At 34.7% G+C, this 14,418-nt stretch carries 11 protein-coding genes and 1 tRNA gene; 5 read left to right on the top strand and 7 right to left on the bottom strand.

Annotation, left to right across the window (positions count from 1 at the left end; all coding sequences use genetic code 11):
* Nucleotides 1-140 precede the first annotated feature (140 nt).
* From T367_RS22100 to T367_RS0110920, 4 genes are all read right to left on the bottom strand, one after another.
* Complete coding sequence (locus tag T367_RS22100; RefSeq protein WP_035843272.1) at nt 141-2,639, bottom strand: T9SS type A sorting domain-containing protein; 2,499 nt, start codon at nt 2,637-2,639, stop codon at nt 141-143.
* A gap of 244 nt (nt 2,640-2,883) precedes the next feature.
* Nucleotides 2,884-5,691, bottom strand: coding sequence for a T9SS-dependent choice-of-anchor J family protein (locus T367_RS23930; RefSeq protein ID WP_084274394.1), 2,808 nt, complete (start codon nt 5,689-5,691; stop codon nt 2,884-2,886).
* Between the two features lie 172 nt (nt 5,692-5,863).
* On the bottom strand, nt 5,864-6,325 hold the full coding sequence (locus T367_RS23925; RefSeq protein ID WP_051568496.1) for a DUF1573 domain-containing protein: 462 nt from the start codon (nt 6,323-6,325) through the stop codon (nt 5,864-5,866).
* Between the two features lie 25 nt (nt 6,326-6,350).
* A complete protein-coding gene (locus T367_RS0110920; protein ID WP_027419882.1) occupies nt 6,351-7,979 on the bottom strand; it encodes a S41 family peptidase in 1,629 nt (542 codons plus the stop codon).
* A gap of 269 nt (nt 7,980-8,248) precedes the next feature.
* Between T367_RS0110920 and T367_RS0110915 the strand changes: the two genes are divergently transcribed.
* The 5 genes from T367_RS0110915 (at nt 8,249) to T367_RS0110895 (ending at nt 12,644) form a co-directional block, all read left to right on the top strand.
* Nucleotides 8,249-9,085 carry a 1,4-dihydroxy-2-naphthoyl-CoA synthase gene (locus T367_RS0110915; protein WP_027419881.1) on the top strand — a complete coding sequence of 279 codons (837 nt, stop codon included), beginning with the start codon at nt 8,249-8,251 and terminating at the stop codon, nt 9,083-9,085.
* A 23-nt stretch (nt 9,086-9,108) separates the two neighbouring features.
* Nucleotides 9,109-9,921, top strand: a complete 813-nt coding sequence (locus T367_RS0110910) for a prohibitin family protein (RefSeq protein ID WP_027419880.1) — start codon at nt 9,109-9,111, stop codon at nt 9,919-9,921.
* Between the two features lie 12 nt (nt 9,922-9,933).
* Nucleotides 9,934-10,392: a hypothetical protein gene (locus T367_RS0110905; protein ID WP_035843271.1), complete on the top strand. Its 459-nt coding sequence runs from the start codon at nt 9,934-9,936 to the stop codon at nt 10,390-10,392.
* A 13-nt stretch (nt 10,393-10,405) separates the two neighbouring features.
* The gene (locus T367_RS0110900; RefSeq protein ID WP_035843268.1) at nt 10,406-11,272 is read left to right on the top strand and encodes a mechanosensitive ion channel family protein; all 867 of its coding nucleotides are present in this window, start codon (nt 10,406-10,408) and stop codon (nt 11,270-11,272) included.
* A gap of 64 nt (nt 11,273-11,336) precedes the next feature.
* Nucleotides 11,337-12,644 carry a serine hydrolase gene (locus T367_RS0110895; RefSeq protein WP_027419877.1) on the top strand — a complete coding sequence of 436 codons (1,308 nt, stop codon included), beginning with the start codon at nt 11,337-11,339 and terminating at the stop codon, nt 12,642-12,644.
* Between the two features lie 249 nt (nt 12,645-12,893).
* Here the strand turns inward: T367_RS0110895 and T367_RS0110890 are convergent.
* The 3 genes from T367_RS0110890 to T367_RS0110880 all read right to left on the bottom strand — a co-directional run bounded on the left by T367_RS0110890 (nt 12,894) and on the right by T367_RS0110880 (nt 14,189).
* Nucleotides 12,894-12,976 (bottom strand) — tRNA-Leu (locus T367_RS0110890).
* Nucleotides 12,977-13,266: 290 nt separating this feature from the next.
* The gene (locus T367_RS0110885; protein WP_027419876.1) at nt 13,267-13,710 is read right to left on the bottom strand and encodes a hypothetical protein; all 444 of its coding nucleotides are present in this window, start codon (nt 13,708-13,710) and stop codon (nt 13,267-13,269) included.
* Nucleotides 13,711-13,805: 95 nt separating this feature from the next.
* Nucleotides 13,806-14,189 (bottom strand): four helix bundle protein, encoded by a 384-nt coding sequence (locus tag T367_RS0110880; RefSeq protein WP_027419875.1) that lies wholly within the window; start codon nt 14,187-14,189, stop codon nt 13,806-13,808.
* Nucleotides 14,190-14,418: the final 229 nt, after the last annotated feature.

Below are 14,418 nucleotides of genomic sequence, written 5' to 3'. Positions count from 1 at the left end.
ATAAAGCAATTTTTTCGGCATTACTTTTATATAATCAGTTTAAAAACTAAAGAATTGGGCACAAAAAAACGCCAACAATAAAAATATTGTTGGCGTTTCAAATAAAGTTCGAATGAACTACGTTTTAAACATTTTTACCGTTAGTTTTTAACGATTCTAAAAGTTTGCTCAGAAGATTCATTGAATAATTTCACTAAGTATAAACCACTTTCGAAATCAGTTAAGTCTATTGATAAGATTGAATTTCCTGTAATAGAATTGGTTTGTGTACCAATTGTTTTACCAGCAATATCAGTAACTGTATAATTAAATATTTCGTCAGAACCTGTTAAAGCAAAATTTACTAAACCATTAGTAGGGTTAGGGTAGATGTCAACATTTGTACCGTTTAAAGTATTGATACCAACAACACTACCTACAGAGATAGTTAAAGTTTCTGTACAACCATTTGCATCAGTCACAATAACTGTATAAGTACCAGGATCTAAATTAGTAAGATCTTGTGCATCAAAGTCACCAGTACCGTCATTGTCCCAATCAAAGGTATAAGGAGAAGTACCACCCATAACAGTTAAGTTAATTGCTCCGTTTCCTAATTCAGACTCATCTATTGCATCAGCAGTTAAAGTAATAGCGTCAGGTTCAATTACTTCGGCAGAATCAGTGTATTCACATCCATTAGCATCTGTGATTGTATACACATGGTAACCTGCAGCTAAATCTCCTAAAATAAATCCAGCATCACCAGAGTCCCATGTCACACCATAACCAGGAGTACCAAATTGAGGGTTTACGAAAATATCTCCATCAGCTTCACCATTACAAGAAATATCAGTTATTGTTGTTGTTCCAGACAAGTGAGTTAACGGCGTACTTAAAGTAAATACAGAGTTTAATTCACAACTTCTAAAGTCATCATCAGAAGAGATTGTTAAGATGATATCATGCGAAGCAGCATCTGTAAAGTCAATGATATCTCCGAAAGTATAAGTGAAAATTTCACCTGGTAAAATTGTATCTAAAAGTGTTTCACAAATCAAACCATAACCTATGTCATAACAAACTGTAAAACCGATTAATGAATCTACTCCATTATTCGTGAAATCAGCAACTAAATAATCTACGCTACTAAATCCACAAAGAACATAATCAGACTCCATTGTTAAGCTAACTGTTGCAGGATCTACAATGAATGGAATTGATTCTTGAATAACAAAGTTATCAATAGCAATACCAGTTCTTGTTACACTTCCATCAGTACTAATTGCAAATCTGAATCTAACATTTTCTTCACCAGCTAAACCAGTTAATTCGTGGTGAGCATAAACCCATCCTCCACTTTCTCCATCCCACCACTGGTTAAACGCATCGTTATACCAGTTAAAACCAGAACCTTCAGCTCCAACTCTAGACCATGTTAATCCACCGTCTACTGAAACATCCATCCAAGCTTCGTCACAACAGCTTTCAGTATTTCTAAAAAGATCGAACATTACGTAAGGATCAGCAATAAAGCTACTAAAATCAAAAATTGGTGTATAAACGTAATCAGTGATACTATTTAAATAATCACCACGAATTACAGTACCCATTACCATAGAATCTGATGGACAAGCTAAGGTATTATCGAAAGGAGATCCTTCAAGAGGCTCACCGTATTCCCAAACACCAGAATAATCGAAAGCATTAACATCTTCAAAGTTTTCCACATAAGGGAATTCAGCGATTGGATCATATAATTCTATCGCAACTAATGCTGAATCATCACATTGATTTGGATCAAATCTTAATGCTGTAGCATAAGTAAATATTTCATAATCACCTACTAAAGAAAAATCAGCTGTTCCTACAAAAGTATAAGTGTTTTCACCAGGAATAACAGTTGGTATTAATTCACAAACAGGTAATTCTTCGTTTACTACAAAACATACTTCAACATCAGTAAGATCTGTTGCAGTATTATTTGTCAAAGAAATTTCAATGTTTTCTGAATCCGTTAAAACTAAACCTGAGTTAATGTTAGTTTGACCATTCATGGTAAGACTTTGGAAGAAAGTTGCTACTACGATATCATCGAATCCGAAACCTTCTCTTCCAACACTTCCATCAGAACTGAAGTGAAATCTGATACGAACATCAGCCATTCCTGCAGCACCTGGAATCACGTTAGAAACAACACTCCAACCATCGTTTGAGTCGTCCCACCATTCATTACCTAAATCATTGTACCAACCAATAGCGTCTCCGTCATCGATAAGTTTTGTCCATGTTGCTCCTCCATCTAGAGAAAATTCAACCCAACCTTCATCACAACATGATTCTGTAATATAGTTAAGGTTAAAAGCTAAAATAGGATCGACAATAGCACCGCTACAGTCAATCGCTGGTGATTCTACTACTGCATTTGCAGAGTTTGTATAATCACCGTCAAGATTGGTTACCCATGCATCTCCTCCACAAGGATTTCCTTCATGATTAATATTTGCACTAAGAGGAGTGCCGTGTTCCCAATCAACACCTGACGTTACAGTCCATCCGCCGTCAGAATCGTTAAAGTCTTCCTCGTAAATAGTTTGACCTATTGCCGGGAAGGCAAGCAACCCGATAGTTGCATTAAAGAGTAGTTGTTTTAATTTCATATTATGTTTTTTAACAAAAATACACTATTATAATTGAAAAATTAACACGTGGTTAACAACTTTTTAGAAAATTTAACATATGGAGGTATTACTTTAAAAATTAGATATACCGAGAATAGTTGTATGTTTTTTATTGATTTTGATTTTTAAAATGGGGACTTGTTCAAAAAAAAAGCACCAACAAAAATAAATGTTGGTGCTTTTATTAAGTTTTGAATGAATCAATATTCAAACAAAAGAACTGTTAGTTTTTAACGATTCTAAAAGTTTGTTCTGCTGATCCATTAAATAATTTCACTAAGTAGATACCATTTTCGAAATCAGTTAAGTCAATAGATACGATTGAATTACCCGACATTGAATTGGTTTGTTGGCCAATCGTTCTACCAGCAATATCAGTGATCGTATAATTGAATACTTCGTCAGCGCCATTTAAAGCTATATTTACTATACCATTTGTCGGATTCGGATAGATAGAAATAGAAGCTCCTAATTGATTATCAATTGATAAATAATCACAATTTTCAACGATTACTGTTATTTCCGATTCTTCGTCTGGACAAACACCATTTGACACACTGTAAGTGTATGTATAAGTTCCAGCCTCATTTGTTGCGATGATGTTTGAACCATCTAATTCTGTTCCTTCTGGAGAAATCCAAGTTCCGTCTAATTGTGCAATTCCTGTTAAACCAGATAATAAATCAAATGGTTGGTTTCTACAAACTGTTAGTGTAGTTCCTTCACCAGATAAAGGTGCGTCATATACAGTAATGAATGCACTAGTAGAATCAACAGAACATGCACCTGCAACTGTATAGAAAACTTCATACGTTCCGACAGGTAGAATGCTATAGTTAAATGTTGATCCATCCGTAATTAACGTAGGATTAGCAGGGAAAGTCCATTCACCAAATTCTTCACCTGGTGTAATAACTAAGTTTAAGTTTACAACTTCGTCAGCTCTACATACGTCAACATCACCATCAGTACCAGGTGCTGGATTACAAATGTTAAAACAAACATCATCAAAATACAATCTCCAACCATCAGGAGACCCTGTAGGTACGTGGAATGCGATATAAACATCACCCGTATAAGCTGATAAGTCAATTTCAGTTAATACATATTCAATATTGTCGTATTCAGCATATTCTAATAAGTTTTCTGTAAAATCCTCAGGATTATTTCCTGTTGTTGAAAGTAATACTTCGAAACCGTTTGGTTCAAATGTGCTCTGAACTCTCGACCAAAAACTCATTACTTCATTTCCTGATAAAGTTAAGTGCGGAGAAACCAACCAGTCGTCATCAGAACCTGCATTAAAATCAGTATAGAGTGCAGCACTTTCTAAACCAGTTCTTGCATTTAATGCATAATTTATATCAAACATATCACCGTCGCCGTTTACATCAATTACTGACCAACAGTCTTGTGTTGTTGATTCTACTTCAAAACCTTCACAGAAAATTGGATTATCAAAAGTCTCACAATTGGTGTGTATAGATAAAGGTCCTACCCATAAAGTGGAATCACCACTTGGACAAATACCACGAACATAAATGTCGTAATAGCTATTAGGAGTAAGATCAGTTAAAGTTTCAATTGTAGTAGCAACTCCGTAAGGATCTTCTTCTCCAGGTATAAAACCTGTTGGACCAAAATCAATTACCCATTCAGTTTCATCACCTCCAGCAAGCCATTCAAATTCGGCAGTTGTAGCCGAGATAGAATTCAAAGTAAGATCACTCAAAGAAGGACAATTTGTAATACAAATATCATCTAAATACAATCTCCAACCATCCAATCCACCAGAAGGTACGTGAAAAGCGATATAAACATCTTCATCAGCATAGGCAGCTAAATCAATTAATGTATCAATATAAACAATGTTATCATAAGAACTTAATTCCATTAAAGTTTCTGTAAAATCTTCTGGATCAGCACCTGTAGTCGATAAAAGAACTTCAAAGTCGTTTGGTTCGAACGCACTTTGTACGCGGTACCAAAAGCTTAAAAACTTAGGGCTGTCTAAGTTTAATTTAGGTGAAATTAACCAATCATCATTGTCACCGGCGTTGTAATCTGTATAAAAACCAGCTGACTGAGATCCAGTTCTTGCATTGAATCCATAATCAAGATCCCAAGTGTCCTCTAAACCATCTAAATTTAAAACAGTCCAACAATCTTCATATAAAGAAGCTGGTTCGAAAGATTCACAAAAGTCATCTCCCGAAATTGTTTCGCAAGGCGTTCTAAAAGTAATTGGACCTAAGAAAAGTGAAGTGTCACCAACTTCTTCACCACAAATTGATCTCAAATAGAAATCGTATGCAGTATTTGGCGTTAAATCACTTATAACACCTGTAGTTGGGAAAACAGAAACCTCTGTTAAATCATCTAGATCGATATCGTCTCCACTAGGTAAAAGTGCAAATTCCCAATCTCTTGATCCTCCAGTTTCCCATTCGAAATTAACTGTTGTAGTTGTTAGTTCTAAAAACTCCAACCCATAAGGTCTTGGACATCCAAAACCTCCTGTAATTTGAATTGAGAAATCAACAGCTGATCCCCAGTTAAAACCTGTACAAGGATTAATAGGTAGAGATCCTGATTCATATTGAATTACACGCATTCGTGTAAAACCATTCAGAGCGTCAACAGGAACAGTGAAATCGTAAGTTTCTGTTACAACACCGCCATCTTCAAGGTCGATTGAGCCAAGTAATTCGTCTTCATCAAAAGATTCATCTCCATCAAAATCAATCCACGCAGATCCAACAAAACTATATTCAGACCCACAGGTTCCATAAGTGACATCTACGGAATACGACGAGCCTGCTACTAGGTCAGCTACTAAATCAGTTTGATCTTGAATTCCAGTTAAACCTGGACAAGTTAAAGTAAAGTCAATAGTTTCTTCTTCACCATTTAGAACAATAGACTCTAAATTCGAATCAATTGTAGATGTTGGCCCTCCGCCACAGTACTGTGCATTAGCACCGTAAAACATAGAGAGAGCAGCAAATGTCATTAAAAATTTTTGTTTCATATCATTAAATTAAAGTTAAGGACTGAACAATAGGAATTTCTTGTTAAATTTCTAGTCTTCAGTCTAAAAGGATAAAGTTATAAAAAAAAGGTTGAATATTTAACAAATGTGAATAAAATGTTAAATTTTCAACCTCAGTCTTAATTGTATGAATAAAATGTTAGTAACAATGTTACTTAACTCTCGCAGAAATTTCCAAATATGTTTGAGTAGGAGTTGTATTTGCCGTCACGGTAATTTTTTTAGTTACCGGTTTACCGACCTGACCTTGTTTAGGTTTAAATATTACATCAAGTTCTCCATACTCGCCAGGCATAATAGGTTTGTCAGGTTTATTTGGAATTGTACAACCGCAAGACGCTGTAGCTTCTTTAATAACTAGTGGTGCATTTCCAGAATTTTTAAATTTAAATGTATGTAAATTTTCTCCTGGATATTGAACTTCTCCAAAATCATAGCTTGTTTCTAAGTATTCAATACTTGTCATTTCGCTAGATTTATCTACATCATTAGGGCCAATACCCTCTTTCGGTTCTGTAGTTGCGACCAAAGAGTTTGTTGATGAGGTATCCTGTTCATTATTACAGCTAAAAAGTACGACTACAGTAGCAATCGAGAGAAATATTCGTTTCATTTTATTTATGTTTTTTTTTACAAATTTAATAATCTAAGCCTAATTTTTTAATCGTATTTCCTTCAATTAATTCGAGGGCTTTGATATAAATTTCGTTTTCATTCTTATTATATATAGGATAATATTTAGAATTGTCCCAATTATCAGAAGCGATACGTGCTTTAATTAAAGTCAGGATTAATTTTTTCGATGTTTCAAATTCTTCTGCGTTGAATTCGATATCACCTTCATCTTTTGCGTATTTCCAGAATTCTTTCATAAGTGCCTCATCAGGTTCAAAATTAGCTTCAAACTCCTCAAAAGTTGGGTATGCCGCATTTATTTCTGCGCGATGTTTATCTACATAAGCAAAACTGAAGGTGTTTAAAATACCTTTACGACTTAAACTTGAATATAATGTTGAAAACTCTGTGGTATCCAATGGAACAAAATAATCAGGCATAATTCCTCCTCCACCAAATACATCTCTTTCTAGTTTCATGGTTTTATAAGTTAATGAATCTGGAAATTTGATACTATCTTGGTGCATATATTCACCATGTTCGAATCGTTTCAAATAAGTCTCTCTGTATGCGTCTGCACCGTCGTCATAAGGCTTTTGAATGAACCTGCCAGAAGGTGTATAATATCTTGCTATGGTGATTCGAACTTGCGATCCATCAGACAAATCATAAGGTCTTTGTACAAGTCCTTTTCCAAAAGAACGACGACCAACAATTAGTGCTCTGTCCCAATCTTGAACAGCTCCCGCAACGATTTCAGATGCTGACGCAGATTGTTCATTAATCAGTACAATCAATTTTCCTTTTTCAAAATTGCCTTTACCACTTTTATTAAAGGGTCTATGGCGTAAATCTAAATCATCTGCGATATATTCATTTCTTGGTTGAATGCGGCCTTTAGAATAAACGATTAACTTATCATCATCAAGGAATTCGTCAGCCAAATACTTAGCAACAAATAATAACCCTCCACCGTTTCCTTGCAAGTCGAGTATTAAATTCTTCATCCCTTGCGATTTCAATTCAATAATCGCATTCATCATTTCCTCCGTAGTAGTTCGTGAAAAACTTGTCAATTTGATATATCCTGTTTCTTCTGTTGCCATATAATGACTTACGACACTATGAACAGGTATTTTGTCACGAATAACTTCAAAAGGAACTAGTTTTTTATTGTTTCTGCGTTGAACTTCAAGTGTAACCTTCGACCCCTTATCTCCCAATAAACGTTCTCTAACACCAGAGTTTAATAGTCCTGTTCCTGCGACAAGCTCACTGTCAATATTGATAATTTTATCGCCTGCTAGGATGCCAACCTTTTCACTTGGTCCACCTTCAATGGTGTTGATCACAGTCAAAGTGTCATCAATGATTCTGAATTGAATTCCAACTCCGACAAAGCTTCCATTAATTTGCTGATTGGCATCGTCAACTTCCTTCGCAGGTATATAATAGGTATGTGGATCGAGTTCTTTAAGCATTGCAACGATTGCAGCATCGGTTATTTTTGCGCCATCGAATTCATCAACATATACAGCATTAATATAATTGAAAATTTCTTGAAATTTTGCAGTAGTTTCTAATTCTGTATGCTGTGAATATCCTACTGTTAAAAAGAATATTGAAAGAATTGTAAATTTTGTTTTAATCATTTTTCGTGTACTAGCTTATGTTAAAATTGGTCTAAAAATATTTTGGACGTACCAATTTAAAAAAAATAAATGTCCTATGCTTAAATTTAATTGATCAGTCTCAACAATTATGCCTTGTTTATAGTTTAGGTATATTATTAGGATAAAAGGTAAATCAAGATGATGAACAGTAGCCCATTATTTAAATCTTATTGAATTTTGATTTAAAGGTAGTTTATAACGTTCGAACCTTTTAACTTTGCTATTTTTATACCTAAAAATAGAAAAACATGATAAAGTGGGAAACTGCAATAGAATTTGAAGATATAACTTATAAAAAGTGCAATGGCGTTGCAAGAATAGCCTTTAATAGACCTGAAGTGAGGAACGCTTTTCGTCCAAAGACAACATCTGAATTGTATCGGGCATTTTATGATGCGCAAGAGGATAGTAGTATTGGAGTAGTACTCTTATCAGGAGAAGGCCCTTCACCAAAAGACGGTATATTTTCTTTTTGTAGTGGAGGAGATCAAAAGAGTAGAGGACATCAAGGTTATGTTGGTGAGGATGGCGCACATCGTTTAAATATACTAGAAGTACAACGATTAATTCGTTTTATGCCAAAAGTTGTCATTGCCGTTGTGCCAGGTTGGGCAGTTGGAGGTGGACATAGTTTGCATGTCGTTTGTGACTTAACTTTAGCGAGTAAAGAACATGCTATATTTAAGCAAACAGATGCTGATGTAACGAGTTTTGACGGTGGTTATGGTTCTGCTTATTTGGCTAAAATGGTCGGGCAGAAAAAAGCAAGAGAAATTTTCTTTTTAGGTCGAAATTATTCTGCACAGGACGCTTTAGAAATGGGCATGGTTAATGCTGTTATTCCACATGACGAATTGGAGCAGACTGCTTATGCATGGGCACAAGAAATTTTAGAAAAGTCGCCAACATCTATTAAAATGCTAAAATTCGCAATGAATTTGACTGATGATGGGATGGTAGGACAGCAGGTTTTTGCTGGAGAAGCTACAAGATTAGCATACATGACTGAAGAGGCTAAAGAGGGGCGCGATGCATTTTTAGAAAAACGAAAGCCAAATTTTGGAACGTCCAAATGGATTTCGTAAATACTAAATAAAGGAAGAAGATTATGAAGGAAGTACCAGTTAAATTAATAGCGTTAATAGCGGTAGTAGTAATTACGATAGTCGTATTGTTTAAATCGTCAATAACAATTAATTCAGGGCAGAATGGAGTTTTATTTCAAACATTCAGTAATGGTGTTTATATAGACCAACCTTATGATGAAGGTTTTCATATCATAGCGCCATGGAATAAAATGATAGTTTATGAAGTAAGACAACAAAAAATATCAGAGACAATGAATGTCTTATCTTCAAATGGTTTGGAAATTGAAGTAGACGTTACTTTACAATTTCAACCGGTAAAAAAAACGTTACCATTATTACACAAAGAAAAAGGGCAACAATATATCGAAGACATTGTTCGTCCAGCAATTCGTTCAGCTACAAGAAGCGTTATTGGAAGATATACACCTGAGGAAATTTATGCCTCCAAAAGGGATGTAATTCAAGATGAGATTGATGTTGAAACGATAAAAATTATCGAAAAACAATATGTGCAAGTAAATGAAGTTTTGGTGCGCGATATTACATTGCCTCCAACAATTAAAAGTGCGATTGAAGAAAAGTTAAAGAAAGAGCAAGAGTCTTTACAATACGAATTCAGATTGCAAAAAGAAAAGAAAGAAGCTGACAGGATTAAAATTGCAGCACAAGGTAAAGCCGATGCGAATCGAATTCTAAATGCATCTTTAACGCCGAATATTCTTCAAGAAAAAGGTATCGAAGCTACTTTAGAATTGTCGAAATCGCCTAACTCTAAAGTTATTGTAATAGGCGGTGGTGAAGGAGGATTACCAATTATTTTAGGGAACCAATAAACTTAAATATCGATGGCAATAAAAAATGTATTTGACGAAAATGTGACCAATGAACTCATTGGTCGCATTGATTCCCTGAATAAAGACACAAAACCTGTTTGGGGAAAAATGAATGTTGCTCAAATGATGGCGCATTGTTCGGTTACTTATGACACCATTTATGAAAATAGTTCTCCGCCAGCTAAAGGCTTGAAGAAATTTTTTCTTAAAACATTTATTAAAGGAATAGTGGTAGGAGAAAAGCCATATAAACGTAACGGCAGAACAGCTCCAGATTATTTAATCGCTGACGAAAGAGATTTTGCAAAAGAAAAGGAAAAATTGAAGAATTATTTACTTAAAGCACAGCAAGATGGACCTGTGTTTTATGAAGGTAAAGAGTCTCATTCTTTTGGTAAGTTGACCCTTAAAGAATGGAACAATATGTTCTATAAGCATTTGGATCATCACTTAACACAATTCGACGTTTAGTTTTACCATCGAAATGACAAAAGAAACAACTCATTATATATTGTTAGTTATTGTTACTTTAACAGTGGTGACAATACTTTCCGTTGTGCTTCGTAAAGTTTTTAATTTAATTATTCGAAAGAATGCGGAGCATTTAGGTGTCAATACAACGACCTTTTCATTTTTAAAAAATTCAATCACATTTATATTGTATTCCATTGCAATAATTTGGATTTTTTATCAAATACCCTACTTTTCCTCCTTAGGGTCGGCGTTGTTTGCCAGTGCTGGGATTTTGGCCGCTATAATTGGATTTGCTTCTCAACAAGCATTTTCAAATATCATCGGTGGAATTTTTATTGTACTTTTTAAACCGTTTAGAGTTGGGGATATTATTGAAATATCTAACAATAGAAAGGGATATGTAGAAGAGATTACTTTAAGGCATACTGTTATTAGAGATTATGAATCTCGACGCGTTATCATACCTAATAGTATGATTAGCGATGAAACCATAATCAACAGTAGCGCGATTGATGAAACGGTTAGACAAAGTATAGAAGTTGGAATAGCTTATGATGCAGATGTTGATTTAGCAATGAAAATTTTAAAAGAAACAGTCTTTAATCATCCGGATTATCTTGACGTAAGAACGGTTGAAGAAGTACAAGCTGGAATGCCTGATGTAATGGTTAGAGTCATTGATTTGGGGGAATATGCTGTAACTTTAAAAGCATATGTTTGGGCAAAGAATAATGATATTGGTTTCGCAATGAAATGTGATTTACTTTATACTGTTAAGAAAGCGTTTGATCGAAACAAAATAGAAATTCCTTTTCCTTATCGAACTATTGTTTATAAGAGTGATATAGATAAGGCAGATACAGAAGTTATAAAATAATTGTTTAGCGTTAAACCTTTTGACATTTTTTTAGTCAAATAATGTATAACCTAAATTAAATGATATGAAAAGAATAACATTTTTAATATGTGTTTTATTTTTGAATTTGACAAATGTTAATGCACAAGGCGCCATATATTTTCCGCCATTAGCTGGCGATAGCTGGGAGACAATTTCCTTAAGTGAGTTAGGCTGGTGTGAAGATGAAATTCCACCGCTTTATGAGTATTTAGATGATCAAAACACGAAAGCATTTTTAGTGCTTAAGGATGGTAAAATTGTTCTAGAAAAATACTTTGATACTTTTACAAAAGATAGTTTATGGTATTGGGCATCTGCAGGGAAAGGTTTAACTGCTTTTTTAACAGGAATTGCGCAACAAGAAGCATTATTAAGTATCACAGATACAACATCTACTTATTTAGGTGAGGGATGGACGAGTTGTACTCCTGAGCAAGAGGAAAAGATTACTATTCTAAATCAAATTACAATGACAACGGGCCTGGATGAGGAGTTTGAAGCATATTGTACTGATCCAGAATGTTTAATTTTTAAAGCAGATGTAAATGAGCGTTGGGCTTACCACAATAGTCCTTATACTTTAATGGATGAGGTAATCTCTAGTGCGACAGGTTTGTCAATGAATTTATATCTGAACAGTCGCGTAAAATCAAGAACAGGTATGGATGGTGTATACGTTCCGGTTGACGATAATAATGTGTTTTTTAGTACACCTAGATCTATGGCTCGCTTTGGTTTATTGATGCTCAATAGAGGTCAATGGGATTTAACAGATGTTTTAACTGATGAAGTTTACTTCGATGCAATGGTAAGTACAAGTCAATCTTTAAACGAAGCATATGGATATTTGTGGTGGTTGAATGGCAAAGAATCATATATGTTACCGCAAACTGAAATGGTATTTGATGGTCCTTTGATTGAGGCTGCACCAGATGATATGTTTGCAGCGATTGGAAAAAATGGACAATATTTGAACGTTGTTCCATCTGAAAATTTAATCGTCATTAGAATGGGGCAAGCTCCAACAGGATTAGAATCGTTAGTACCAACGGTATTTAACAATACAATCTGGGAGTATTTAAATGAAATAATGTGCGGGGTAGCAGGTGTAGAAGATCTTGTTTCAACAGATATTAAATTGTACCCAAACCCTGTAAGTGATCTATTGAGTTTTGAAAATAATGACTTTCACTTCTATGAAATTTATGATGTTCATGGTAGAGTAGTGCTAACCGGCGAATTAACTGTCGGAATTAATGAAATTAATGTTTCAGAATTACAAAACGAAATGTATTTGTTCAACCTTCGAGATAAAGAAGGGAACACTAAAATGTTGAAATTTGTGAAGTAAAATTCAAAAGAAATTATTAAGACTTAATTCCAAACTTTGGAGTTAGGTCTTTTTTTGTGCGAATGGTTGCGAATCTTTTCGAAGTAGAGTGTGAATATTCTTATGATCCCAATATTTTGTACAGCCCGAGCATAAAATCCGATACGCTGCGCTTTTTATCTTTTTTAGCTTACACTTCGCTGAAACTTTGTTTCGACTCGTAGTAAACTAAAAAATCCAACCAGCCAAAGACTGATCGGATTTCTTTTGTGCCCAGAGCGGGACTCGAACCCGCACGCCCGTAGGACACCACCCCCTCAAGGTGGCCTGTCTACCAATTTCAGCACCTGGGCAAATAGGTACAATTTTTTTAGCCTGTCTACCATCCCGATAGCTATCGGGATCAGCACCTGGGCAAATAGGTACAATTTTTTTAGCCTGTCTACCATCCCGATAGCTATCGGGATCAGCACCTGGGCAAAATAGATGCTATTTTCTTAAGTCAATTCGCTTTTCGATCATTATCATAAGCAAATAAAACCATTATAGTAATAAATATACAACAATATAGATCATGGTCACGACGAATAATGCCTGCGAAGATATAGGTTATTTAGGAGAAAGAAGAAATAAAGGGGAAAATTTAAGGAATTTCTAGTTCAATTGGCAAACATGCATTCGCCTCTAATTGAAGAAAATCTTCAAATAAAACTGCATTTTCCCATCCACGAACGCGATATTTGTAATAATGCTTAGAATCACCAGTAAAATCACGAACAATGGTCTTAACACCAGGTGCATTACAAGTTCCATCTGCAGCGAAAAAAGTCTCTGTTAAATTAGAATCAACAATCTCGCCTTCCAATTCAAAATATAACATGACATGTCCAGCAGCTATTAAAGCATCAGAAACGTCAGGCAAACACCAAAATGAAATTTGACCTGTATAAGTACAAGTACCATCATCATCGTCAGCGTCTACATTATAATTTTTAGCGTCTTCATCGGTACAACCGACTTTATCACAGCTAATGAACCCAAAAACACTAAGTAGGGTAATAAGCGGAATAGTTATTGTTTTTCTCATTTGAGCACTAATTTATAAAATAAAAGTTAATTCGTTAACTCTAATACGGTAATTTTTTTCTAATGGTTGTCCGAAGCTTTACCGAATTTGATTTCTCAACTTTTTGGTTCGAAGCCACCAAGGAGAATTACCAATTTATCTAAGGAATTAATTAAGGTTGAAATTCCCAATCTTACTATGGCTTTGTCCTTGTCACTTGTATATCCTAAATGATTGGCAATTGTAATGAGTTTAAGTAATTCTCTTAATTCTCCCATTACTATTATAAAGTCTTCTTTTTGCTCCTCTACGTTCGATTTTACCGTACCGTGTGTTAAATAAGAAGAGATTCCTAAAGCCTTTTTTCGAAGTAAAGGACCAAATTGTTCTTGATCTGCCTTTAAGAAGTTCTCCGTTGCTATAAATACAGCTTTAATCAATTCTCTTGAATGATAACGCGTTTCTATTTTAGATTGTAATAAAGCTTTGTTTAAGTTCATACCCAAAACGAATATAAGGTTTCAAATTTATTTATTGTTCAAGCGAATTGAATAATAAAATCTTGACAATAAGGATTGTTTCAATAATGAACAACTTTTAAATCGACAAAAGCTCAGGGTAAACTTCTCGCCTATAAAATTTGGAACAAAAAAAAACTCCAATCGAAATGATTGAAGTCTTTTTTTTATTTGTGATCTGGCTGGGGCTCGAACCCAGGACCCTCTCCTT

Source organism: Crocinitomix catalasitica ATCC 23190 (assembly GCF_000621625.1).
Taxonomy (GTDB): Bacteria; Bacteroidota; Bacteroidia; order Flavobacteriales_D; family Crocinitomicaceae; genus Crocinitomix; species Crocinitomix catalasitica.
This window is presented reverse-complemented; position numbering and strand designations above follow the sequence as displayed.